Here is a 24,105-nt window from a genome sequence, read left to right on the forward strand (position 1 = left end):
GATGCCGGGCGATGAGCAAATCCGACCTTTCCAGTGCCACCATGATCTCAAGCAGCTATCAATTAAGTAAGCATTCGGCAGCACGGCGCTCTGCAGAGCAAGTGGTCGAGGAGCTCGGCCATTTGGCTTTGCCCTCACAGATCCGGTCAGGCGGCTTTCCCGCACCCGGCTCTTGCCGAGGGTAACCCGCGTCATATCCGCGCCTGCGCCCATGTGCGAGTGATGCGTGGAGTTGGCAGGCGGAAGCGTGCCGTCAGGGTCTCGAACTCCGGCCGGCCCATGCGCCGACTTTTCTGGCTACGCGGTCTCAGACAACATCCAGGTCGGACGCACTTCGCGGTGGAAGCCGTCGAGCGCTGGACAATTGTGCGGCCTGCCATAATAGCCATAGTGTGCGCGCAGAACGGCGGCGAGCCACTCGTGCTGCGTTGCCAGTGAGCGCTAGGCCTCCTGGCGCAACGCCGTTAGCTTGCGCGTCAGGCGTTTCCCTTCCGTCTTGTGCTTCACGATGAACCGGCCATCTCGGTTCCGCCCACAGTAATGGGTAAAGCCGAGGAAGGCGAAGGTCTCTGGCCGCCGCTCGCCGCCGCTGACGCGAGAGGGCCGCGAACCGGCCAAACTCGATCAGCCGCGTCTTGACCTCATGAAGCATCAGGCCGAAGCCGGCCAGCCCGCCTTGAGGGCAAAGAGAGCATTTCCCGCGCATCTGCCTTGTTCTCGAAGCCCATGACGAAGTCGTGCGCGTAACGCACGATCACGATAAGACCGCGTGCGTGGCGATGACGCCATTTCTGGGTCCAGAGATCGGGGATTTAGTGCAGGAAGATGTTGGCAAGGAGCGGGCTGATGCCCGCCGCTTGCGGCGTTCCCCTGTCCGTCTCGTGCTTCTCGCCGCTCTAAAGAACGCCGGCTCGCAGCCACAGCCCGATGAGCTGCAAGATGCGAGGATCGGCGATCCTGTGCGCCCCCATCCGCAACAGCCACTCGTGGTCGACCGAGTCGAAGAAGCTGGGTATGTCGGCATCGAGCACCCAGTTCACGTGCTGGTTCGTGATCACCGTATGCACAGCATCAAGCGCCATGTGAGGATTCAGCCCCTGCCGGAAGCAGGCTCCCCTCGGGCTGGTCCCTTCCCTTCATGCATCCCTTACCTTCGACGACTTCACAGGTAGTATGGACCAGTCCGACTCCCAACCTCAGCTCGAACAACGGCTCTGGCACTGCCTTTGCCGCTGTCCCCGCTCGTAGATCCCAAGGTAGTCACTTCGAGATTACAGCCCAATGATTGACGTCGAAGTTTTGCCCGCCTGGGGACGAGGTTATCTCAACGCCGTATTGGACGCTGCCGACGATTATGTCGCCGAAGTATCCTTTCGACTTTATCCATTGCAGGATACTCTTGATATCCACAGTTTCGCTGTTGGTTTTGGAGCTGCGCAGAAGCGAAATAACCTTGTGTTTGTTCCAGCCTTCAAACACGTTCCAAGTGGCTCCCCCCACATTCACGCCTGTGTAGACTGGAATCGCGGCGGTCCCTGAAGAGTTATACTTGTAAGAAATGGGCTTAACATCACCGCTTCCGTCGGGATTTCCGGTGTAGTTGGTCCACAGCATTATCTCGTAGGCATTTGAGCTATCCCAGATATCGTAGGCGAAGTTCCAACGGCCGCCAGTCGGGACGCTCTGGTTAAAGCTTGACCTGAGGTCGTTGATCGCGCTCAGCGGTTTCCCGACATTGAAAGCTCCGTGGGGATAGCTCTTAATGCCATCAGTGTCAGGTTGATTCGACCGCACGCTCCATTGATTGATTGAATACACTGAGATCGTCTGAGGCCCAACACCTTGACCATATACGTCGTTGTTCCAGGAATAACCATCAAGGGAAAAAGTACCATACTGATCGCTCGAACTCCAGATCGGCGCTTTTGCGGATGCTGGGAATAGCGCAATCATTGTCGCCAAAGGAAGCGCAAGTACGTTAAGCGTCGACAATGCAGACATTCTAATCTCCACCTCAGATCTGCCCTCCAGCGAACGAGCAGCAAGCAAAAGTGAGGCCAGTCAGAGAACGGCGAATCTTCTTCCTTGTCTTGATGACGTACGGAGCGCCGCGCACCTGCTGCATGCCCTCGGGTCGAGCCACTCGGCCAGATCGTCCGCCACGCAATTCGAACCATTGTCACTGAGCAGCCTCGGCCCGGTGCGATGCTCACGCGCTGGCCCGCCGAGCCACCACAGCGCGTTCTGCAGACCCTCGGCCAAGGCGACGAAGCTATAGCCCCAAGACTGGTAGTCGCTTCACGTGGCTCGGGCATCAGCTTCGGATCGCAGGCAGCGCGGGCACGACTCGCCGTCTTGGCTGACTTCAATCGGAAGCCAGTTCAGTTTCTGCGGAGAAAAATCTCGTGTTCCGAGTCCGGCGGCCCGATACTGGCTGTGTAGTTCACGTCCCCGAGAGCGAGACTTTTCTTTGGCTCAGACACGGATGGCAGAAGCTTGTGCAAACCCATTCGCAACTTGAGTTCTCCCGGCGCCCACTGATCTCCGTGCTGAAAGCTCGGGGGCACATAAAGAGACAAACTTGGCAACGGCTGGTTGCGCCGCACTTGGGCGCATAAGTCGAAGATGTTGAGTTGAAGCGGTCATGTCCCCCCTCCGAACGCTTAAAACCACTAAAGCTGACTGCAGAAGGTCAGCGACAGGAATCAGCGCGGGTGCGGCCTGGCGCCTACCGACTTGGGGGGGTGGCTAAAGGCACTATCCCTGCCGCCCCGCGCTGCCGTTGAGTTTAGCGGAAAGCGTGACTCGGCGCTGACCGTTCTGGATAGATAGCGCTGTCCCTGCCACGTCCCGTTAACCACAACGGCTCTGTATCCGGGCTGGATTACTGAAAGCTGACGAGACCCGAAAATTCCCAAAACGAAAGCGGCCCGTGTGGGCCAGTCGCGGTCGAGAGTGAGAACGACGTTCCGGCGACAGGCTCTGGTACCACGTCAGCCTGAGGATCGCGCCAGCCAGCAGCTCCGGTGTCCAGCACCCGGCCTGTCGGAGGACTGCAGGCGGCCACCAGAAGGGCCTCTTCCTTGTCGTTGAGCTCGCACTCTGCGCGGTAGGCGGCTCTTCGCTTTGGTTCTCCGCCAGGTTGCCTTCGACAAAAACGTCGAAGGGTGGCAGACCACCAAGTGGCCGACGCCCCGACTTGTGGCGATCACGTCATCACTCATCCCGGCATCGGCCGCCCAACCGGATCTGTGCCCCCTTGAGCGCGCAGCCTCTGCCTCCCTCCGCCCAACAAGAGATCTATTCGACAAACAGAGGTATCTACGGCAATGCGAGCTAGATAACTCGCGGCATCTTGAGTTCAGTGCAATCGTAGGACTCTTGGCGGGTCAGCTGAAGCCACTGCAGCGCTCCACACCTAGGCTCATTTCGATCATCCCCTACAAGGTACCACAATTGCCAACACGCGATACCTACGTCATTAGGTAACGTGCCAGCAAAGGAGGGAGTGAACGCGATCTATACGGGATCATCCAGAGGTTCTTGCCGACCGAATGCGAAATCCATGCTTCGATAGGAAGAGCTAACTGCCGGGGCGAACCTGCGATGTTCGCCGAAGCTTGTCCGGTGTCAGCTAGCGAGTTCGGTTAGGTGAAGCAATCGACGTTGTAAGCACCCTGCGCGGGAAGACGGCGTCGATGGACAATGGCTGCAATACCCTTAGCCCCGAGTTTAGCTGGAGGCTTACTTTTCTCCCCGCACGCAGGATTATGTCCTGCGGCTCTCGAACGTGTGCGGCGCAATGTGGCACTCGGGCTGATCTTGAGACGATATAAACGCTGTGATCGTATGAACCTGTAGCAGCGCGGCTCGAGATAGGCGACAGAGAGCATGCTCCAGATGGCAGCCGTCTTAGTTGACGATCAGCACTACCGGCTTGTCAACCGAATGGCAGGACTCCTCTACCCACGGCGGTACAGGCCGGCTGAGTTGTAGGCGCTGAAGCTCTCGAAATGGGCGAACAGGTTGTGGCGCCGCTTGGCGCCGCAGCTGACGCGGTGATCCGGTCGGCGAGGCCGCGGCCCAGAGGCTTTCGGGCTAGCGCATCGTCGCCTTGCGGAACATCCGAGCGTCCATCGAGCGCCTCGCCGCAGATCGCAGCGTCAGGACAGAATGATCTACACTAGCCCCGCCGCATAGAGCGCTTTTGCGACCGATTCGAAATATTGCGAGGGAACAGGGTTGCCGAGCTTTGCTTTGCCGAGCAGCTGACGCGCCAGGACATCGTCATCCACAATGGTGAGGCGCAGCGCGCGCGCCTCACCAAGTAGTTGTGAAGCAGCTTCGCCTTCGCCACGGCAAACCAAGACCGGCACGCCGGTCTCGCCGCGCACATAGCGCAGCCCAATCAACGTTGTCGACCCCCGCAATATCAACGTGGCCCGACTGATTCCGAGCGGGGCCTCATTGGCCGACTCTTGCCGCAGACGTCGGTGCTCACGCTTCACCTGCGGATTGCCTTGCTGCTCCTTGTTCTCCCGCTTGGCCTCCGTTTCCGTCATGCGCATGTCCTGCATAAACAGCCAGCGCTGGATTAGGAGGTCAGCCAATCCGCCGACCAGAAAAGCTCCAGCGGCAATCGCAATCAGCAGCTTAACCTCGGTGAAGACGAAGCCAAAACAGCCCATGCCGCAGACTGGCAGGTACACCAGCGCTTTCCAGCTCGCGATCACGGTGAGAAAGAAGGTCGCACCAAGCAACACCACCTTAGCCAGGGTCTTGCCCAGCTCGATGGCCGAACGTTTCGAGGCGATGCGTTTCAAGCCTTTGATGGGATCCAGTTTCTCGAGCTTCGGCTTGAGCGGCTCCGAAGCGAACATAAAGCCGCCATTGGCCAGGACATTGGCCAGAAGAGCTGCTGTCACAGCAGCGGCGAGCAACGGAGCGACCGTGGCAATCGAAAGTTCTAGCAAGCCACTGAGCGCTTGTGGCACCGCGCTTGTGAACGGCTGGTCCTGCAGTTTATCGACTAGACGGACCGTCTCCTGCCACTTGTCCTCGATCGCACCCGCTCGCCACCACAGGCAGGCGAAACCGGCACAGGCGCTGACGCCGCTCACCAGATCCGAGCTGCGCGCGCTCTGCCCCTTCTTGCGGGCATCGCGCAGCTTCTTGGGCGTCGGAGGAAGCTTTTTCTCCTCACTCGTAGAGCTCATTTCAAGAGCTTCTGCAGATCCTCGAGCATGTTGTTCGAGGTCAGGATTTCAGCTCCGGCGTATTCAAGCAGATAAATGGCGTAGCTGACCATGATGACCCCGAATGCAACATTCTTGATCATTGGGGAGAGATCGTTCATCTTGAGCTGAGATGCAAAACGGCCCAGCAGCATGACCGAGACATCGACCAGCAGCAGCAGGGCCAGCACCGGCCCGGCGACTAACAAGGTCGTCATCATGATACGGTCGAGAAGGGCCAGACATTCCATTGCCCCTTGCGCTGTGACGGCAGGCAGAAACTGATAGACAGGCCACGCTAGGTAGCTGCCATAAAGGCCGCTCACCATGGTCTGCAGCCCGCCGACCAGAACGAAGATCGTAACTGCGGTAACACCGAGAAAAAGCCCGGTTCCGGACGCTTGGCTATGCGTCGCGGGATCCTCCCCCGCAACTTGGCTTGAAATTCCTCGTTGTGTATCGATGATGTCGCCGACTGCCTGTATGCTCCATAGTGGAATACTGAGCAGGATGCCGAGCATAAGACCGACGAACACCTCCTTCAGGCCAAGCAGGGTAACGCTGACTAGGCGCGTGTTCGGGTCCAGGGCCTGCAGACCTAGCTTGATGTGAGGGAGGCACGGCAGGCCGATCGCAATCGTCAGGCTTCCCCGAACCAAACCGCTGATGCGCGGCCGGGTGAAGACGGGAAGCACCAGCATGATGCCGAGGGCGCGGGCCGCACTCAGGCCGGCTGCGGCCACGAGCTCGATCGTGCCCTGAACGAGAGCTTGCGCCTCTGCGGGTGACAGGCCAGCCATCCGACCTCTGCTAGTATCTTGCGGTAAGTGCTGGAAACTCACTGAAGATGTGCTCGGCCTGGTCGATCAGTGGAGCGCTGAGCACGGGAGAAAACCCGGCGAGCACGGCGACGACAACCAGAAGCTTGACCGTCAGTGGCAGGGTTTGATCCTGGAGCTGAGTTGCCGCCTGGATGAGGCCAATGATCAGCCCAGAGATGAGAGCTGCGAGCAGCGGCGGCAGAACCCAGATCATGAAGAGCACGAGAGATTGACTCAGGTGTGTAAGGATGCTGGCTTCGTTCATGGTCAACCTCCTGGCGTCGTGTAGCTTAATACCAGCCCGTGCATGAGACGTGACCAGCCGTCGATCGTGACGAACAAAAAGAGCTTGAAGGGGACAGATATCACCGTGGGGGATACCATCGACATACCCATTGCCATCAAAATCGTCGTTACAATGAGATCGATCGTGATGAAGGGAAGATAGAGAAGAAAGCCGATTTCGAATCCACGCTTGAGTTCGGAGATCAAAAACGACGGCACGAGAATCGCAAAATCATCTGCCGTGGCGCTGCCGCGCATGTCCTCCGACCAGACGTGTTCCGTTGAGGACAAGAAGAAGCGGCGCTGCTCTTCATTAGTGAATTTCTTCAGATGAGCTCGGAGCGGCTCCTGTCCCTCCTTGGCGGCCGTCACCCAGTCATCGAAACTTTGGTAGCGAAGTTGCGGATCGGTAAGCCGGTTATAGGTCTGCTCGAACACCGGAGCGCTGATGAACACGGTCAGGATCAGTGCCGCTCCGTAAAGCACGATGTTCGGCGGGATCGATTGAGTCCCCAGCGCATTGCGCACGAGGAAGAGAACAACCGAGACCTTGATAAAGGCGGTCGTTGTCACGACTGCAAAGGCCAGCAGGCCAAGGCCGACGGTGATCGCAAGAAGCGCAAGGATGCTGGGTTGAACCTCAGTCATTAAGCGTCAACCTGCCGCGCAGCCTGACGGCCAGCTCGTCCCCAATCCGCACGATGTCGCCCCGGCCGATACGTTGGCCGTTGGCAAGGATATCCACCGGCCCATCCGGAGGCCGGCCAAGTTCGAACACGTGGCCTTCGTTGAGGGTACGCAAGGTTCCCAAGGGCATCGGCCAGCGGCCACATTCGAATATGAGTGTAATCTCGATGCTGTCGATATCCGCCTCTGACGGAGGCTGCTGTTGCACCTGGCTTTGGGGCATCATGTCTTCACTTGTTAGGGGGTGGGATCGCGAGCGGAATGGTCCTCGCAGCACCAGCCTGTCGCCGCCGATCTCTGCAGGGGCCCACAATCGGTCTGCTGCGAGAATGATCTGGCCTCGCGCGAGTGGAATTAAGTCCGGGAGCAGCGCGTCGCCTTGCTCTGCTCGGCGAAGAACGCCGATCGCGACGCGAAGCGAACCGACTTGGCCTGCAACGATGACCGGGAGTTCGGAGGACAGCCTGGCCGTTTGTCGCGGCAATCGGCCGAGCAGCTCGCCGAGCGCGGTGAAAGCCGGCGGAACGGGACCGTCAAGTGGCGAGAATAGAAGCAGCCGCGCCTTGCTGGCGAGCTCACCATAGGCGACGTCAAATTCAAGATAAGGCCTAATATTCGGCGCCTCCTCGGTGCGAACAAGCTGCAGATTGCGCTGCATCAATCTTTCCAGCGGGGCAAGCAAGGGTTCCAGCGCAAGTTCCAGGACCAGCGAACGCGTCGGCTCAGAAGGTAAGGTAAGGCCATCCTGCACGGTCGCAATCAGCGCTTCCGCAAGCGGAGCTGGCAAGGACAGAATCAAGGTTTCGCCATTTACGTCGAAGACGCAGTCAAGCATCGACGTCACAGCCGGCTCCACCTGCCAGACGGTTCGGCTCACGCGCACAGACATCGGCTTCTCGCCGAGGCGCGCTTGCAGAGGCGCACGCGACGCTGCGATCTCGTTAAGCCACGAGGTCACGGCGCGCGAGAGGATCATCGTCGGTATGAAGGCTGCGCGTTCAGCCGGCCGATATGGCGCGGATGCGGCTTCCGCGTCGCAGGCCCCTAGCTCGCGCGGGAGAGGATCTGCAATCATGATCGCTCACCTCCCGTCTGCCCTGATCGGCCTCGCCGGTAGCGGAGCAAGACTTCATCATCGGCTTCGATTTCGGCGGCAGCCTCGAAATGTGCATCCGTGATGCGCCGAACGTCGTGATCGATCTCACGCCATTTCTGGCTCGCCGCTGAACGCTTGGTCCAAACGGATCGGGCCTCAAGAACCGCAGCCTCAGCTTGCTCTTGAGCAGCACGGGCCTCGTCAAGAACCCGCTGCGCCGCTTTGATCTCGTCTGTGAGCCGCCCGATGATGAGATGATAGCGTCGCTGCAATTCGCACACAGATATCGCATCGGCCGCTAGCATTTCCCGATAGAGCTCCGCCTCGAGCTTTGCGCGGCGCTCCTCGGCATGTGCAAGATGCTCGCGAGCTTCTTGAACAGCTTGAACCGCGAGGTGGCGCTTGGCTTCCATGTTGGACAATTCACGAAGGGCGCTTCGTTCCCGCATATCCTTTACGAGCCGCAGCTTTGAGGCGTGAGCGGGACTTAGGCCGTTAGACGCGATATCCATGCGACCGTCTCCTCAAAGCTGCACGCCTCACCCTGGCCCTGGCGCAAAAAGGCCCGCAGCTGCTCGATTGAGGCGATTGCTCGATCTGTCAGCGGATCAGAGCCTTGCTTGTATTCACCGACCTTGATCAAGAACTCGGCCTCAGCGTAGCGTGAGAGCAGATCACGGAAGAAAGATGCCGCCTTGCGATGCGGCATCGACACGATCGCATCCATGACACGGCTGCGGCTTGACAGCACATCAATAGCCGGAAAATGCTCCCGAGAGGCCAGCGCGCGGGACAGAATAATGTGGCCATCAAGGATGCCGCGTGATTCTTCCGCTATTGGATCGCCGGTGCCGTCACCTTCGACAAGCACCGTATAGAAGGCCGTAATGGAGCCATGCTCGCCCATGCCGGCGCGCTCCAACAAGCCCGGCAACAGCGCGAAAACGGAGGGCGGAAATCCGCGCCGGGTCGGCGGCTCTCCTGCGGCGAGGCCGATTTCACGCATGGCGCGGCTAAAGCGCGTCAACGAATCCATCATCAAAACGACGCGAAGCCCCTGATCCCGAAAATATTCCGCCAGTGCTGTCGCCATGTGGGCGCATTGGGCCCGCTCCATCGCCGAACGGTCAGAGGTCTCCACTACAACGACGGAACGGTGGAGGGCTTCGCCAAGATGACGTTCGATGAATTCACGCACCTCTCGACCGCGCTCGCCGATCAGCGCAACGATGGTGACGTCGGCCGCCGCGCCTCTTACGATTTGCGACATCAGCGTCGACTTGCCGCAACCTGCATCGCCATAGATTCCGATCCGCTGACCTTCTCCACATGTGAGAAGGCCATCCAGGACACGAACGCCTAGCGGGAACGGCTGTTCAATCCCGCGCCGTTTCATCGGATTCGGCGCCCTGCCGCGTAGCGGTCTGGTTTCGCTGGCTTTTATCAGGCCCTTACCATCGAGCGGTCGGCCAAAACTGTCGATGACGCGGCCGAGCAAATCGGGGCCGACAGCCACTTCCTGCATTCGCCCGGTCGTCACCACCTCCGCACGATTGGACAGCCCCACCATGTCCCCGATGGGCGTGAGTAACACCCCGTCCGGCAACAGGCCGATAACCTCGGCCTCGAGCGACCATCCGCTACGAGGATCCTGCAATAGGCATAGCTCTCCGACCCGAGCCTCCGGCAAGACGGCGTGCAGCAGCGTGCCCACCGCCCGCGTGATCCGGCCGCGGATGGCGCGTGTATCGATGTGCTTGGCGAAAGATCTCAAGGACGAGAGTGCGGCCTCTACAGTAGCTTCTGTGGCGGCGGCATCGTAGGTTGGTCGCTGCACAGTCACGATTGAGCTTCCTCTGACAAGCCAAACCCGAGACGCAGCGCGCGGAGCTGCGCGGCAAGTCCAAGATCGACATTGCCAAACTCGCTCCACAAGACACATTGGTCCGCACTCAGCGCCGGATCCGCCTCAATCCTGACCTTCGGCCGGCCCTCAAGTCCGTCATAGTCCTTGAACTCACTGGCGAGCAGGTCGACCCTCAGGGGGGGCACGTGGAGGCAAACCTCCGTGTTCTTGTATCTTTGCTCGATCGCATGACGAACGCCGTGGACCAGCAGCTCACCCGGGTCAAACGCGCCAAGCAGATCGCGAACGATCTCGAAGACCAGTTGCGGCAATTCCCGCTCCAGACGCGCCTTGCGCTGGGCCACTTCAAAAGTCGCCTGCGCAATCAGCCGCGCCATTTCCTCTGCGCCAGCCTTTGCACCCTCGGCGCGACCCCGCGCCCGTTCCCGCTCATAAGCCTGGCGTGCCCACCCGCGAACCCGCTGCAGATGCCGCTCGGCAGCGGCTCGCGCCCGTACTGCATCGTGCCAGATCTCAAGCTGCGCAGCTGGGATCAACGGTCCAAGTGGCCGAATCTGCGGGGCCGCGGGTGATGCGGGGTCATCGGCCGTCATACTCCGGCAGCCTCTGTACGCAAATGCGCCATGACGAGAGAAAGCAGCGGGCCTGCTGCGCTACGGTGTTCAGCAGTTGGACTCTCGGCCGCCGTCCCAACAGGCAAGCGTAGAAGCACGCGGATACGACCAAGCGATGAAGTCTGTTCGAGCCAGGCGCCGAGACAAGCGTGCCCATCGTATTCGATTTGTCGCGACAATTGCTCCGGTTCGACGATCGGGGTCATTGCGACGGCACTGGATAAATGCCGGACTGCGAACGCATGCGCTTCGGCACCGATCACCTGCACTAATATCGTCAGATCGTGCCTGGAAACCAACTTGAGGATGGAGCGTGCATGCCAGATGCTGCCCGCGAGCAGCGCAGCCCGCCGCGGATCATGCCCAAGGAGAGCATCTTCGTCCCAGTCGGCGCAGCTCACCTCCACCTTGCTGCCCAGCAGCAGTTCGGCGAGCCTTGGCTGCAGCCTGGCACTCTGCTGTAGCCGAGCCAACGTGGAAGGCGAAAGCAGCGGGTCAAGAAGCCCAGCAAAACGACCGGGATCGACCGAGGCAGCAAGCTCGCGCAGCCGATCGACTGCGAGCGTGAACGAATGATTGAGTTTTGTGGATGACATTGATGCCGACATGAGCGTCCAGACTATGTCGCATCAGCAATCAACTTTTTGTCCGTCGCCTGCTCAGCAGACACGCGCGAGCCCCTACCAAACATGCTCAGCTTGCGCGATGATCGTCCAAACTGACGCATGCGCGGGCCCAGCAATACGCAAGATACGATGCCGAATACCGCTCCGGCGCCTCCCACAGCAAGCGGAAGTAACGGCGCTGAGCCCGCTCTCGCTGACTGAGCCGTAGGGACTACCGGCGCGGCAGACTGCTCGATTGGAGCGCGCTCGACCGGCACGAAGACGACCGCGACCTTGTCATAGGACAGGCCTTCAATGCTGTTTGCGACGAGCATCTTGATCTGCGGCAACAGTGCCGAGAGCTTCGCGCTGGAGCCATGGCGAATGAAGACCGAGGCTGAGGACGGGGTCGCATCTTGTCGCAACAAGTCGTTCTTCGGCAGAACGACGTGGACGCGTGCTGAAAGGACGCCATCTATATCGCTGATCGTGCGCGACAATTCTTCGCTTAGAGCATAAACGTAACGTGCCCGCTCCTCGATCGGCGAGGCAACGAGGCCCGATCCCTTGAACACCTCGCCGAGATTCTTGAAGGATTGGCGCGGCAACCCCTCGACATTTAGCAGGTCAATCGAATAAGCGAGCTGCTTTTCCTCGACCTGGATTGTACTGGTCCCGTCCTTGGCGACAACACGGGCAGCATCAACGCCCTTTCCAAGGAGAAGCGCGAGCATCTCATTAGCCTCGCGCTCCTGAATTTTGGTGTAAAGATCAGCCTTACAGCCGATCAGCGAGAGGAGAAGGGGCATCGCAAGACACATGCGAAGCCGCCGCCACGATTGACGGCCGCCACAGCTACCCCTTTTCGTATCGCCAGTCATCAGCTTACTCAGCCGGCCGATAGCAGCTTGTTGAGCGACGAACTGACAGCGCTGGTGCCCTTGGAGACAAGGGAAACCTGAATAACGTCCCTGTATACGTCTCGCAGATTCGTCATCATCGATTCAAAATCGGCTCCAACCGGTTTACCACTCGCATGTGCACCGACGTTATCCGTCTGCAAAAGCGGCTGCGTAGCCGGCCCAGGCTGCACACTAGTCACGACAGCCGACGCAACCGCCGGAGGAACGGCGCGGCCCTGGTACATACTGGAAAGGGTTTGGAGGATTCGGTCACCCGGCGGACTTGCCAGCACATTCGTACGCTGGACCTCCAATATCGGCGAAGCCGCTACGGGCCGATCCGCGGGCGGGAAGGCAGATCCGTGATTTGCAGCTACTTGCGCCAGGGACTGCTCGAAGCGCGCCTGCTCGCCAGCAGCTGCGGGCGAGCAGGCACTGGAAAGACAGTCAGCCGAACTGGGAGAGATCGGCGTTGCGCCTAACAACATGGAATGAGTCATTGTGCTGTTGTGATGAGACCTAGGCGTTAACCGACGAACCGATCAAGTTCATAGGCTGGCGAGCTGACGAAAACCTGACGAAGATCGTTCTGACTGCGTCATCTAAAGATCACTTTTGGTTTTCAAGCTAGAACGAAACTCCAACTTGATGATGAGCGGAAGGCGTCCGGGAATGCTCGCGCGATCTACGATGGTACATATTCTAAAAAGAACTCTTTGTGCCGGCGTTTTAATCTGTATCGGCATAATGCGCTCGTCTGCTGCATCCCTTTCCCTGCCGTCTGCCCCTTATAGCTACACCGTTCTCGATCAGGATCTTCCTGCGGCGCTGCAGGAGTTCGGCAACAATCTCAATATCAGGGTCAATGTCAGCGCCGAGGTCAGGGGCCGGATTCGCGGGCGAATGCCTGACTTGCCGCCACGAGAATTCCTTGACCGTTTGACTTCCCTGTACAATCTTCAGTGGTATTACGACGGGCTTGTCCTTTACATCTCCGCCGCCCACGAGGCGCAAAGCCGGCTCATCGTATTGAACCCGATCAGCTTCGATGCGTTCAACTCCGCGCTCGACGCCCTCAACATCTCGGATGAGCGCTATATCGTGAAACCAGCTCCGGGAGAGGGCCTCATCCTTGCTTCTGGCCCACCCCGATTTGTTGCGCTGGTGGATCAGACCCTTAAAGGCCTTGTGGCGGAAGCGCAGGCACGGCGCAGTCCCGTCGCAGCCGAGAGGCCACAACGCGAGTCGGTTTTGATGTTGTTTCGCGGCTCATCGAGCACGGTCTTGCGAGACGGGCGGCCGGAAGGTTCTCCCGAAACACCGCACCATGAGGGCATTTTGCGCGAAACCGGTCCAGGCCAGAAGTGAGGTCGAAGGTACAAGACCACTCCGAGCAAAGTCGGTCCGTCCGGCGTACGCCTATTTCATCCGATCGTTAGCTTTTCGAAAGCTACGGTCCCCAGCTTGAGCATGCGAGGTTTGGGCGGCTGCCTTGCTTGGAGCAACCCTGATAGAGGGACCAGAGACCCAGACGCCCAAGGGAAATTAGGTAGTGCCACTTTTGCAGGCGGCGCGAGGTATTAGAGATCAATGCGGGCCTCCGCACGCGTGCTTCCGAGCTAGCTGAGGCTTCGCGTAACTCGATGCGTGTCATCATGGAAGGAGGAACAGGGTGGATTTCAATGCAGTCGCCCCGGCGAATACGAGCCCGGAGCCGGACACAGCACAGACGGCTTCAGATGCAACCGAATTCGAGCAGCAGCTCAGCGGCGCACAGGCTCCCGCTTTGGCGCAGAGCGTCGCCCATCCAGTGCTGCAGGGCGAGGCTTATTCACCGTATCTGAACGCGGGCCACCCCTACTCTCCATACTTTGATATCGGTCACCTGAATCCGCCTTACGAGGATTTAGCGCATCCCCATTCGCCAGACTCGGGTTGGCAGGATAATCTATATGCTGCGCCTGGGCAGGAAAATGGCCGACAGCATCTCTCGCCCCAGACCATCGCTCAGGCGATCGAGGAACATCCCGGCTTCGATCAAGATGTGATATGGCAGAATCTGGATGCCGACCCGTCTCATGGCGAGCCGCGGCACGGTGAGCCACAAGCGGGGCCATCGCATGCAGGTCCATCGCACACTGCCCCTTTTCAGGGTGAGCCGTCTCACGCCGGCCCATCCCATGCCCGGCCACTGCAGGCGGGACCGCCTCAACCTGGGTCTTCCGCAGCTCCATCAGAACTTTCCGAGTTCCGCATGTGGGACGGACATCTCGCCAAGGACGTTTGGGTGTTTACGCCTCAAACAGCAACCGGCGCTCAGATCGACATGCTGGAGCGCAGCGGAGTGAAGCCAAGCAAAGAAAACCCGACAACAGTTTTCGCCATGCTCGGTGTGCCTCACACGGCCGAATGGAGAGAGGAGGACTTCATTCGTCTCACACCTTCGCTGGATGCGACCCTTTGGCCTGAAGAGTTAGAGCAAGACCAACCTATAGATGCGGAAGATCCGCCCATCCGCTAACGGCTGCAGCCGTGCCACGGCAGGGTGATCTCCCCGCGGCCAACAAAGACTTAGACATGGCAGGACACCTGGTGAGAGGCGCCCCGGGGGTATTCCGCGGTCACTCTTCTCTTTTCCGGCCACTCATAAGTGCCAGACCAGCTCGCGAGCGGCAGCGGCCTAGTCAAAGACCGCGCGAGCCGGAGCATGAAATGGCTTTTCATATGGTTCGCTGAGAACACAACGGCCCGCGGAGAAAGAACATTGCAATTTAGCTGCGAATTCAGAACTGGCGTGCCAGCCCCGCGAGTCACGCTGCGATTTAGGAGCACCGCGAGGCGATCGTGCGTCGAGACGAGGGTAAGGGCGTTCCGGATCAGGAGAGTCACGGTATGACCGCCCCCTGGGCACGTTCAACATCGAACTGCTTACGCTGCCGCTTGTCCTCGTTCCTTGGCAAAGCGAGGACTCTAGCATCTGGCGTTGAGGACTCTAGCATCTGGCGTTAATGGCCCTGCGGATAGCAGCTCTCAGAGAGTATGCCCCGGATCATCCGAAGCATAAATATCATCAAGATCGCCGGATTGATCCGCGAAAACTCTGCCCGCCCCCAAGGTCTTCATCTCCTTTTTGTAGCCCGCGCCGAAGGCAGCTGCTTCGGCGCGATGGCCTGCTTCAGAAGCCGCGCAAGGCACACCTCCCTAGTGCGCTTTCTTAGCCCGTATCGTGAGATAGAGGCCAGCTCTCTATTGCAGCCGAACGCAGATGCCCATCCGATCCACTCGCTCTCAGCCGCGCCTGGAGTCGAACCGAACGCGCCGATGTTCGGCAGCCACGCAGCGGCCGAATGATTCCAACCGACACCGTCCTTTTGCGGCATCAAACTCCAAGGGGAGCCACCCGAGTTCACAGAGCGCAGGAATAAGGGTATCAATCCAGCCTCACTCTTCGTCAGCTTCTTGCAAGCTGTGCCTGCTAGAACCGCTGGAATAGGTCATCTCGCGGCACCGCCGCTAGCTTGGTTTTATGACATGGACACAGCCGCAGCCGATATCGCAGCAACGGCGCCAGAAGCTGGCGCAAACACCGACAACGCCGGGAACGGCGGCGAAAACTCGCCCGCAGCATTGTTGCAGCGAGCCTTCGAAAAGGCTCTGGTTGCCGTCGCCACCCAGGTTATAAGCGATTCCCAGTCAGATATGGATGACGCGATGAGCGAGCTAGATGATGGGTGAAGGTCCGGATTATCAGAGGCGCACAGGGAAGGACCTTCGGAAGGCAAGCCGAACCGAGAACGACCTGGCGCAGCCGCCGACTTGCCAAGCCAGCCGCCAGATGCGTCTTAGGTGATCCTCCAGGTGGGCGGTGCGACCGGTCGCAATCCAATCGCACTTGGAACTCTCGAAAAACGCCGCAGCGACTAGCTTACGCGGCCGTGCGCCGCACTCCTCAGTGAGGGTTCATCACGCTTTTCAGTCAGCACGCTTCAAGCGGAACCAACCGCTTCTCCCTTTATGATCAATTCCGTCACCTGGCTGTGCTGGATCGGTACTGCAGCCGCCCGCGAAATGGCGTGCCAGAGAGATCCTGTGAGATCGTAACGTCGGTAGCTTCGGCGCTCGCTGCGCAGATACCTGCGCAGCTCCCGGTCCGCTGACAACAGCATCGAAAATTTTGCGGGTACCTGATCCGTGGGTCATGGCGGGCCTGTGGGTACGATTGGCGCCGCCGAACACGAAAAGCGGGCGCTAACGCCCGCTTCAGTGACTTACCGATAAGCTGGGATCGCCTCGCAGGACCAGCCAGGATTGCGGCCAACTCAAGCGTCCGACGGTGTGCCTGGATTCTCATTGCTGTCGATGATCGCCTGGTTAACCTGGCGTCCAGACCGATCAACCCAGCCCGAGCCTGGCTGTTCGTAAATCGTCTGGGCTCCATCTGAAGTCAGCTGATCAAGCGTACGGCCTGCATTCGACTGCGTCACCTTAAGATTGTTCTTACCGTCGAAGCGGTCTCCTAGCCCTTCGACGACAATGGCATTGTCGCCGTTGGTAATGGTCAGCTTCGAGGCCATCGTTTTGCCGTTGCCAATATCAACGGTGTCGATGGTAATTTTCGTGCCGTCGTCGAGCTGGAACGTCATGTTCTTCTTGAAATCGAAATCGATCTTGCCGTCACCGTCGGCATCGACGTGGGGGTCGCCCTTGATCGCTGTGATCTTGCCCGTTTGATTGTTGCGAATGAGCACCGTTCCGTCATGCTCGTCCACGAGCATCGAATACTTATCACCAAGCTTGATCTCAGCCCTGCTGCCCCTGACCTCATGCGACCAGATTGGCGCCGGCTGAGACGACTGCGTGGGCGCCTGGGCGACCGCAACAGGCACCATCGCAAGAGGCGGCGGCGGAGGAGGAACGAAGAAGACGGGGGCGGTAGAGGCACGCGCTGCGCTTCCATACTGGTAATTACCGGGCCCGCGCCCTTGTTCGCCTGCATCGATACTCGCCTGATTCACCGCGCGTCCGGCCCCATCGACCCAGCCTTGGCCACTCTCATGGATCGTTTGGGCACCATCGGACGTCAACTCGTCAAGGGTCATGCCAGCATTGGACTGGGTCACCCTTAGATTGTTTTTTCCATCCTTATCGTCGCCGAGCCCCTCGACAACCATCGCGTTGTGGCCGTTGGTAATGGTAAGCTTTGAAGAGATGGCCTGACCATTACCGTAGTCAACATTGTTGACAGTAATTTTCGTGCCGTCGTCGAGCTCAAACGTCATATCCTTCTTGAAATCGAAGTCATCTTTGCCGTCTCCGTCGGCATCAACGTGGGGGTCGCCATGAATTACGGTGACATGCCCGGTCTGGTTGTTGCGAACTGTCCAGGTGCCATCCTTTTCATTGGCCGTAATCGTATACTTGTCCCCAAGGTTGATCGTGGCCTTGCCATCCTTGACCTCGTGCGTCCACACCGGATCCACAGCAGGCTCAGAATTTTGATTCAGCTGGCTCATCAGCATGGTGGGAGGAGGAGGCGCCATCATGTAAGCTTGGGTCGTAACGACGGCTGGCGTTACCACGACCGGAACGGCGACCGAACTGACGAAGGCTGGTGAGGCTACCGGTAGGTACTGGTAGCTCGCCGGAGCATACTGCCCCAACAAGGCGTTGAAGGCGGGAGTGACAACCGCGCCTTCTGGCACCACTCCGTTCATCGAGTCGGACGCGCCCACCACCGGAAGGCCAGTCACGGGAAGATACGGCATTTAGTTTACTCCTGTTGCATAGACGAAATCTGTAAAACCGCGAACGCTGCGCGCATAGTCAACCAAGGTACGCTGCTTCGATCTGCACGAGAACGCACCATTAGCTCATCCGGACGAACGACTACTTCTCTTGCCAGACCAGCAGCCCTAACGAGATCTTCCTTTCGTCGCACCACACTAAGTGCTGCACGATCACATCACGCCCTTTTAACTCACAACGACCGTAGCCCGAATACCTGTCGAAAAGCTGACGACGATGGGCGAGCGAAGCCGCATCCACTTTGACATTGATCGAATGTCGGAGACGCATCCTTCGCCAAGCTGTATCGCAACCTTCAACCCTCCTCTTCGCACGAAACGGCTGTTATCAGAGGTGCCCTATGTCTTCGCGATACGCGAGGTCTGCCGGTTATCAACCAGTCATCCCATCCTCACCGCGCAATCAGCGCTCCCGCCGGTCGTGCACATCATCTGCGAGGAGCGATCGATGGGTTGAACACGCGCGCGGACCAGTCTCTCCGGCATCAGAGGATCTTCGCGGACCCTGACTTTGCACAAGCCGCCCATGTTGACCAAACGAGTCTAGCGCGGGCTGAGACCCGCACAACTCCATGACTTTATCCCGCTTTCGCACTCTATCCGCCAAGCCACGCGCCTGCTCAGGCTCCGCAAGGTAAACTCATTCCTGCACGCGCAGCTAAGCACCACCCACAGGGCCTTGCGCAAAGCCGATTATAGACGGGCTGGGACGGCCCGGGCGAGCCGATGATTGCGAGCAGGTGCAACGCTGCCGCAAAAGATCATCCCACTCGCCTCAACATGAGGCTCGTCAGCTTTTCGAAAGCTAGCGCCCCTAGCATGAGGCCGCTGAAATCTAGGCGAGCAGTCGTCTATTGAGCGCAACAAGACGAGGATAGGAGAATGCGATGATCGGAGAAATGATCGGAAGTGCTGCCGGCGGATACCTTGGCGGGCCTGCCGGAGCGGCCATTGGTTCGGCACTGGGCGGGAGCGTTGACAAGGTCTTTGACAAGGTGGTCCACACCTTGGTGCCCGACGAGGGTAGCCATGATAAGGCCGCAGACGACAAAGACGCCGGCGACAAGAGCGAGGTACAACCCAAGTCCGATACCCTCTGCAAGAGCCCGGAGCTGAACCTTGGGCTCAGCACGCTCGGCGGTACGCCCATGGTCCTCTCAATTCCCGCGATCATCTCGCCGGCCCACAACTCGTAACAAGTCAGAACCAAGGTTATCCCAACAGAAAGGTAAGTAGATATGGCAGTTGACAATGTTGGCGGAAATGGCGGCGCTGCTGGGGCGCAGCCGACGGGCGATACGGGCTTCCAGAACCAGATGGCTGAATTCGAGCGTGTTAGCCAGAAGGTTCAGGCCCAGGCCGTGGCAATGCGTCGAATCACGACCGAGCTCTCGTCCGAGAAGAAGGTCGCCGACGAACGCGTTCAGTAATTCTGCGAGACGGGTGGCTCACCGCGTTGCTACCGTCGCCGAGTTGTGAATGACGAAATCTGGATGAGCCGTACGGCACTGCCGTACGGCTTCTCTCGTTATTCAGGAGGTTGTCGTGAAGGGCTCTGTTTCGCTCGAGTTCGAGGTGCTTTCGGGACTCTATACCGGGCTCAAGGGGAAGGCAGCGGGCGGCGACAGCATTGTTGGCAGTGGCTTCGATGCAGACATGATCTTCGTTGAACAAGGGCTTGAGCCGCATCACCTTCGTGTCATCGCGCAGCACGATTCGATCGAGGTCGAGGCGCTCGCCGCCAACATCAGCATAGACGGTCTCGCGAGCATCGCTTCAGGTGAGCGCGTCAGAGTGCCCCTCCCCGCGGTCGTTCATGCTGGCGCGATGTCCATCCGCTGGTCGACAGAGGATGTCCAGCCGGTTTCTTCGAGCAAGCGCTCCCGCAGCTTGACCTTAGCACTCAGCCTGGTTCTGCTCAGCTCTGTCGTGATCGGCACCGTCTCAACTATCTTCGCCCCAGGCGATAGAGCGGTGGTGCCAAGTACACAGTCGTCGCGCACGGTCGAGATTGCCACTAAGCCAACCGTTGATCATTCTGATCCGAGAGCTGCTGATGAAATGGCCGTATCGCTGCGGCAAGAGATCGAACGAGCGGGCCTTCTTGACGTTAAGATCGGGCGCGGCCCCGGCGTTGTGACCGCGGAAGGCACAATTACGCCGAACCTCGTCGTAAAATGGAAAGAGATCCAGCAATGGTTCGATCGTCAAACCAACGGCACCACGACCCTTGTGAATGCTGTCACGGTGAAAGAGGAGAAGATGCCGTCTTCAATTGCTGTCCAAGCCGTCTGGCGCGGAAGCGAACCTTATCTGCTTATTGCCGGGCAGAAGTACTTCGTCGGTGCGCTCTTAAGCAATGGATGGACCGTTGATCGAATTGAGGATGGACGTGTTCTGCTCAGTCGCAACGGCCGATCTGCCGCTTTGCCATATTGAGGTCTCTAGCCTGCAAGAAAGAAGGAGAAGGCGATGGCTAGGCTGCCCCAGCACTCCGTAGGGCCCGGCACCGGATCGCAGGGATTAGATGCGGGCCAGCACGCACCGGTCATCGGCTCGTCTCCCTCGCGAGGTGATAAACTCGAGCTCGAAGGCGCCCATGCGGATAGCGGCGCGAAGCGCGCATCGTGGCGGGATACGGTTTCGCGTGATCTGCCAATTGATGTTGCGAGCGAAGCGACGCTCGAGGTCAGCTCCGTCGGCGCCATCTCTCGCGTCACTTTATTCGAAAGCGAAGCAGGGGCAAATGAGCTAGATCCACGCGCGGTATTGGCTTTGCTCTATGGTCCCAATCTGTCCCGCGGACTACTCTCCTTCGTCGTTCCACGCCTCCGTCATCCGGACGTACTGCGCGCCGACAAGCATGGTGCTCTTTTGGAGCGCTTGACGCGGACGTTGGAGGCGACACCGGATGACAATACGGCACGAGAGTGTTTGGTAATCCTGCAGCAGGAACTACAGCGGTTATTAATGCTCCGGCAAAATCAAAACAGCTTAATCAAGGGCTAGCCATGGCCGATCCTGATGGATTGCAGCATGGGCCCGCTCCCCTGGTTCCAGAAGTCTCCAAGTCCGGCGATATTCTGTCGATCTCCGGGCCGGAGCGCGACCTGCTTTGCGCGCTTTCGTATGTACATCTCGCGTGCGGGCAGAGCGCACAAAGTCTGGCTCTGTTGCGAATTGCAGCTCGCGAGCATTCTAACGACATCGGTTTACTCCGCATTCTCGCCTACGCGCTAATCTCCGAGGGCCTTGGTGATGAAGCACTCGACGTATTGGACAGACTGGACGCACTCGATACGCAACCCTCTTCCCGCATACCGATGACGCTGCTGCGCAGTCACGCCCTGCGGCACGCTGGCCGCATGCCCGAGGCTCGCGAGGTCTTCCAGCGCTATGTGTCACTGCGCGCGAGCAGGGCCGCGCTCATCAAAAAGCAATAAGGATCTATCATGGCCAACGTCTTGCGTGACTTCATCGCGCGCGCTCCGGCCCACCCGGATTTCATGGTTGCCTTGATGCTGCTTCTAGCGATCGGCATGATGATCATGCCAATCCCAATCATCGTGATCGACATGCTGATCGGCTTCAATCTTGGCTTTGCCATATTGCTGCTGATGGTTGCGCTCTATCTCACCACACCGCTTGATTTTTCGTCGCTACCGGGCGTCATCCTGATCTCCACCGTCTTTCGACTGGCGTTAACGATTGCAACAACGCGGCTGATCCTTGCTGAGGGCGACGCCGGCAGCATCATTCACACCTTCGGTGACTTCGTCATTTCAGGGAATATCGCGGTCGGCATTGTCATATTCTTGATCGTGACCATGGTGCAGTTCATGGTTCTTGCCAAGGGTGCCGAACGCGTCGCAGAGGTGTCTGCGCGCTTCACGCTTGACGCGCTACCAGGCAAGCAGATGGCGATCGATGCGGAACTTCGCAACAACCACATTGATCAACACGAAGCACGCCGCCGACGTGCCGCCTTGGAGCAAGAGAGTCAACTTCATGGCGCGATGGATGGCGCCATGAAGTTCGTTAAGGGAGACGCGATCGCCGGACTAATCGTGATCTGCATCAATATGCTGGGCGGAATCAGCATCGGTCTGCTCTCAAAGGGTATGTCGCTCGATGACGCGCTGCATCAATATACGCTTTTGACGATCGGTGATGCGCTCATTTCGCAGATTCCGGCGTTGCTGCTGTCAATTACCGCCGCGACCATTGTCACGCGCGTCAACGGGCCCTCCAAACTCAAACTCGGCGCCGATATCGTTCACCAACTTACCGCAAGTACGCAGGCACTTAGGCTAGCGGCCTGCGTATTGGTATTCATGGGGCTTGTTCCCGGCTTTCCTTTGCTCCCGTTTGTCGTGCTGGCCGTCCTGTTCGCTGCGGCCAGCTTCGTCAAGATCGGGGCCAAAGGCGACAAGCCTGCCGCTAAAATTGGAGCAAGCGCCGCTGCTTCGGCGCCAGCTCCGGCAGCGGCCCAGAAGCAGACCGCACATGCGGAAGCACTTCCGATCGCGTTGTTCCTTGCGCCGAACCTGACGGATTCGATCGACAAAGACGAGCTGGAAGAGAGCATTTCGCGTGTTTCAAGGCTGGTCTCGGCGGACCTTGGCATCACCATTCCGCGCATCCCGGCCCAAATCGGCGAGAGCTTGTCCTCGTCGCAATTCAGGGTGGATGTCGATAGTGTGCCAGTTGAGCGCGATGTGATCAATCCCGGGCACCTGGCGCTCAACGACGATGTGGCGAACATCGAGTTGAGCGGCATCCCCTTTCAGCAAGACCCGGAAACGAATCGTGTCTGGATCGAAGAACGGCATGCAGCGGCTCTCAAGGCCGCTGGAATCGGATATCATCGCCTGAGCGAAGTTCTTGCCTTACGTCTCCATTCCACATTGACACGCTATGCACAGCGCCTGGTAGGTATCCAGGAAACCCGCCAATTGCTCGCCCGGATGGAGCAGGAATATCCTGACCTAGTGAAGGAGGTGCTGCGTACGGCCACCGTCCCTCGGATCGCCGAGGTCCTGCGCCGGTTGCTCGATGAAGGCATTCCAATCCGCAATACCCGCTTGCTCCTGGAGGCATTGGCAGAATGGAGCGAGCGCGAGCAAAACGCCGTCCTGCTCACCGAATATGTTCGTGCTACCTTAAAGCGACAAATCTGCTTTCGGTATGCTAACGCTCATCGCGTCGTGGTCGCCTTTATCATCGAGCGTGAGAGCGAGGAAATCATCCGCGGCGCAGTACGGGAAACTGCCGTCGGCCCATACCTCGTCTTGGACGAATGGCAGAGCGAAAAGCTGCTTGCACAATTTCGTCAGATCCATGCCACCATCGCGCAAAGTAAGAGCCAACCTGTCGTCCTTGGGTCGATGGATATCCGCCGTTTCGTACGTGGTTTTCTCACGCGCAACGGCATCGACCTGCCTGTTCTGTCTTATCAAGATCTCGCCGCCGACTTCACGGTCCAACCGATTGGATCCGTCAAGCTTCCCAAGGCGCCTTCCTCAGGAGGGCTCCTAGCAGCTGCAAACTAAGAATGCGCCGCACTTCCCCGTGAGTAGCCGATGAAACAAAATGAAACCAGGTGCCGCCGGCATTTGTGCTCCGCCAGTCCAGGGCCGCGGCCCGCTCTGCTTGCGATGCTGGCTATTGTGCTGCTCGCTGGCTGCGCTGCCCCAGATAAACATAGCCTCTCACCGCAGCAGACGTCCACATCTCGCCTCGCACACAACGAAGACATCGATCCCGCGGTGCGCGAGCGCATTTCGTACGCGCTCGGCCGGGATCCTGATGAAGGGGCTCTGCGCGATGCATTGAAGCAACAGCCGAACAACATCGATGCAGCGATTCCTCTTGCGCGAGCCCTGCTGGCCCGCAACCGTCCGAATGATGCGCTCGAGATGCTCGACGGCGTGTTATTGGCAGCCCCTGGCGACCTGCGCGCATTGAATGCCAAAGCGGTGGTTCTCGATCACGAGGGCCGCCATCAGGAGGCCCAAGAACTATACCGCCAAGCTCTCGCAGCGGAACCCGCAAACCCGATGCTGCGCAACAATTTCGGACTGTCGCTCGCACTTGAAGGCAAGAAGGAGGCCGGCGATGCCAGCTCAGCACCGCAGGCGGGCGGCCGGAACGCATTGGCTCGTTCAAGATAAGCGTGGCGATGAAGAGG

At 59.0% G+C, this 24,105-nt stretch carries 24 protein-coding genes; 10 read left to right on the forward strand and 14 right to left on the reverse strand.

The features are described 5' to 3' along the window. Positions 1-896 precede the first annotated feature (896 nt). The 13 genes from XH81_RS31145 to XH81_RS31205 form a co-directional block, all read right to left on the reverse strand. Complete coding sequence (locus XH81_RS31145) at positions 897-1,082, reverse strand: hypothetical protein (protein WP_271596610.1); 186 nt, start codon at positions 1,080-1,082, stop codon at positions 897-899. Between the two features lie 178 nt (positions 1,083-1,260). Continuing rightward, positions 1,261-2,001, reverse strand: a complete 741-nt coding sequence (locus XH81_RS31150; RefSeq protein ID WP_271596611.1) for a glycosyl hydrolase — start codon at positions 1,999-2,001, stop codon at positions 1,261-1,263. A gap of 2,177 nt (positions 2,002-4,178) precedes the next feature. Further along, the gene (locus XH81_RS31155) at positions 4,179-5,216 is read right to left on the reverse strand and encodes an EscU/YscU/HrcU family type III secretion system export apparatus switch protein (RefSeq protein WP_271596612.1); all 1,038 of its coding nucleotides are present in this window, start codon (positions 5,214-5,216) and stop codon (positions 4,179-4,181) included. Beyond that, a complete protein-coding gene (gene sctT, locus XH81_RS31160) occupies positions 5,213-6,034 on the reverse strand; it encodes a type III secretion system export apparatus subunit SctT (protein WP_271596613.1) in 822 nt (273 codons plus the stop codon). The genes XH81_RS31155 and sctT overlap by 4 nt, the downstream gene beginning before the upstream one ends. Before the next feature lie 10 nt (positions 6,035-6,044). Continuing rightward, positions 6,045-6,320 (reverse strand): EscS/YscS/HrcS family type III secretion system export apparatus protein, encoded by a 276-nt coding sequence (locus XH81_RS31165; RefSeq protein WP_036014823.1) that lies wholly within the window; start codon positions 6,318-6,320, stop codon positions 6,045-6,047. A gap of 2 nt (positions 6,321-6,322) precedes the next feature. Continuing rightward, positions 6,323-6,988, reverse strand: coding sequence for a type III secretion system export apparatus subunit SctR (gene sctR / locus XH81_RS31170; protein WP_172787701.1), 666 nt, complete (start codon positions 6,986-6,988; stop codon positions 6,323-6,325). Continuing rightward, complete coding sequence (sctQ, locus tag XH81_RS31175; protein ID WP_271596614.1) at positions 6,981-8,102, reverse strand: type III secretion system cytoplasmic ring protein SctQ; 1,122 nt, start codon at positions 8,100-8,102, stop codon at positions 6,981-6,983. Before sctQ ends, sctR begins: the two co-directional genes overlap by 8 nt. Continuing rightward, on the reverse strand, positions 8,099-8,635 hold the full coding sequence (locus XH81_RS31180; RefSeq protein ID WP_271596615.1) for a hypothetical protein: 537 nt from the start codon (positions 8,633-8,635) through the stop codon (positions 8,099-8,101). The genes sctQ and XH81_RS31180 overlap by 4 nt, the downstream gene beginning before the upstream one ends. Then, complete coding sequence (sctN, locus tag XH81_RS31185) at positions 8,611-9,966, reverse strand: type III secretion system ATPase SctN (RefSeq protein ID WP_271596616.1); 1,356 nt, start codon at positions 9,964-9,966, stop codon at positions 8,611-8,613. Before sctN ends, XH81_RS31180 begins: the two co-directional genes overlap by 25 nt. Further along, complete coding sequence (sctL, locus tag XH81_RS31190) at positions 9,963-10,583, reverse strand: type III secretion system stator protein SctL (protein WP_172787705.1); 621 nt, start codon at positions 10,581-10,583, stop codon at positions 9,963-9,965. The genes sctN and sctL overlap by 4 nt, the downstream gene beginning before the upstream one ends. Next, positions 10,580-11,212, reverse strand: a complete 633-nt coding sequence (locus tag XH81_RS31195; protein WP_271596617.1) for a nodulation protein NolU — start codon at positions 11,210-11,212, stop codon at positions 10,580-10,582. The genes sctL and XH81_RS31195 overlap by 4 nt, the downstream gene beginning before the upstream one ends. A gap of 11 nt (positions 11,213-11,223) precedes the next feature. Further along, entirely contained in the window at positions 11,224-12,090 is an 867-nt protein-coding gene (gene sctJ, locus XH81_RS31200; protein ID WP_271596618.1) for a type III secretion system inner membrane ring lipoprotein SctJ, read from the reverse strand. An 8-nt stretch (positions 12,091-12,098) separates the two neighbouring features. Beyond that, positions 12,099-12,611 carry a nodulation protein NolB gene (locus XH81_RS31205; RefSeq protein ID WP_333913899.1) on the reverse strand — a complete coding sequence of 171 codons (513 nt, stop codon included), beginning with the start codon at positions 12,609-12,611 and terminating at the stop codon, positions 12,099-12,101. 172 nt (positions 12,612-12,783) lie between these two features. On the opposite strand from XH81_RS31205, the gene XH81_RS31210 reads away from it, so the two are divergent. The 3 genes from XH81_RS31210 to XH81_RS31220 all read left to right on the forward strand — a co-directional run bounded on the left by XH81_RS31210 (position 12,784) and on the right by XH81_RS31220 (position 15,846). Continuing rightward, positions 12,784-13,479 carry a secretin N-terminal domain-containing protein gene (locus tag XH81_RS31210; protein ID WP_442868213.1) on the forward strand — a complete coding sequence of 232 codons (696 nt, stop codon included), beginning with the start codon at positions 12,784-12,786 and terminating at the stop codon, positions 13,477-13,479. A gap of 304 nt (positions 13,480-13,783) precedes the next feature. Beyond that, positions 13,784-14,632: a hypothetical protein gene (locus XH81_RS31215; RefSeq protein WP_271596620.1), complete on the forward strand. Its 849-nt coding sequence runs from the start codon at positions 13,784-13,786 to the stop codon at positions 14,630-14,632. Between the two features lie 1,010 nt (positions 14,633-15,642). Next, positions 15,643-15,846 (forward strand): hypothetical protein, encoded by a 204-nt coding sequence (locus XH81_RS31220; protein ID WP_271596621.1) that lies wholly within the window; start codon positions 15,643-15,645, stop codon positions 15,844-15,846. A gap of 584 nt (positions 15,847-16,430) precedes the next feature. Here the strand turns inward: XH81_RS31220 and XH81_RS31225 are convergent. Further along, the gene (locus tag XH81_RS31225; protein ID WP_271596622.1) at positions 16,431-17,876 is read right to left on the reverse strand and encodes a DUF1521 domain-containing protein; all 1,446 of its coding nucleotides are present in this window, start codon (positions 17,874-17,876) and stop codon (positions 16,431-16,433) included. 926 nt (positions 17,877-18,802) lie between these two features. On the opposite strand from XH81_RS31225, the gene XH81_RS31230 reads away from it, so the two are divergent. The 7 genes from XH81_RS31230 to XH81_RS31260 all read left to right on the forward strand — a co-directional run bounded on the left by XH81_RS31230 (position 18,803) and on the right by XH81_RS31260 (position 24,088). After that, complete coding sequence (locus tag XH81_RS31230) at positions 18,803-19,111, forward strand: hypothetical protein (protein ID WP_172787711.1); 309 nt, start codon at positions 18,803-18,805, stop codon at positions 19,109-19,111. Between the two features lie 42 nt (positions 19,112-19,153). Continuing rightward, complete coding sequence (locus XH81_RS31235) at positions 19,154-19,345, forward strand: hypothetical protein (protein WP_036014847.1); 192 nt, start codon at positions 19,154-19,156, stop codon at positions 19,343-19,345. Between the two features lie 115 nt (positions 19,346-19,460). Beyond that, positions 19,461-20,354 carry a SctD/MshK family protein gene (locus tag XH81_RS31240; RefSeq protein ID WP_172787712.1) on the forward strand — a complete coding sequence of 298 codons (894 nt, stop codon included), beginning with the start codon at positions 19,461-19,463 and terminating at the stop codon, positions 20,352-20,354. Positions 20,355-20,387: 33 nt separating this feature from the next. Next, positions 20,388-20,924: a hypothetical protein gene (locus XH81_RS31245; protein ID WP_271596623.1), complete on the forward strand. Its 537-nt coding sequence runs from the start codon at positions 20,388-20,390 to the stop codon at positions 20,922-20,924. Between the two features lie 2 nt (positions 20,925-20,926). After that, entirely contained in the window at positions 20,927-21,358 is a 432-nt protein-coding gene (locus tag XH81_RS31250; protein ID WP_271596624.1) for a tetratricopeptide repeat protein, read from the forward strand. Positions 21,359-21,367: 9 nt separating this feature from the next. Then, the gene (gene sctV / locus XH81_RS31255; protein WP_271596625.1) at positions 21,368-23,467 is read left to right on the forward strand and encodes a type III secretion system export apparatus subunit SctV; all 2,100 of its coding nucleotides are present in this window, start codon (positions 21,368-21,370) and stop codon (positions 23,465-23,467) included. A gap of 105 nt (positions 23,468-23,572) precedes the next feature. Next, positions 23,573-24,088, forward strand: a complete 516-nt coding sequence (locus XH81_RS31260; RefSeq protein ID WP_271596626.1) for a tetratricopeptide repeat protein — start codon at positions 23,573-23,575, stop codon at positions 24,086-24,088. Positions 24,089-24,105 lie beyond the last annotated feature (17 nt).

The organism is Bradyrhizobium sp. CCBAU 25360 (genome assembly GCF_028128695.1).
Classification (GTDB): domain Bacteria; phylum Pseudomonadota; class Alphaproteobacteria; order Rhizobiales; family Xanthobacteraceae; genus Bradyrhizobium; species Bradyrhizobium ottawaense.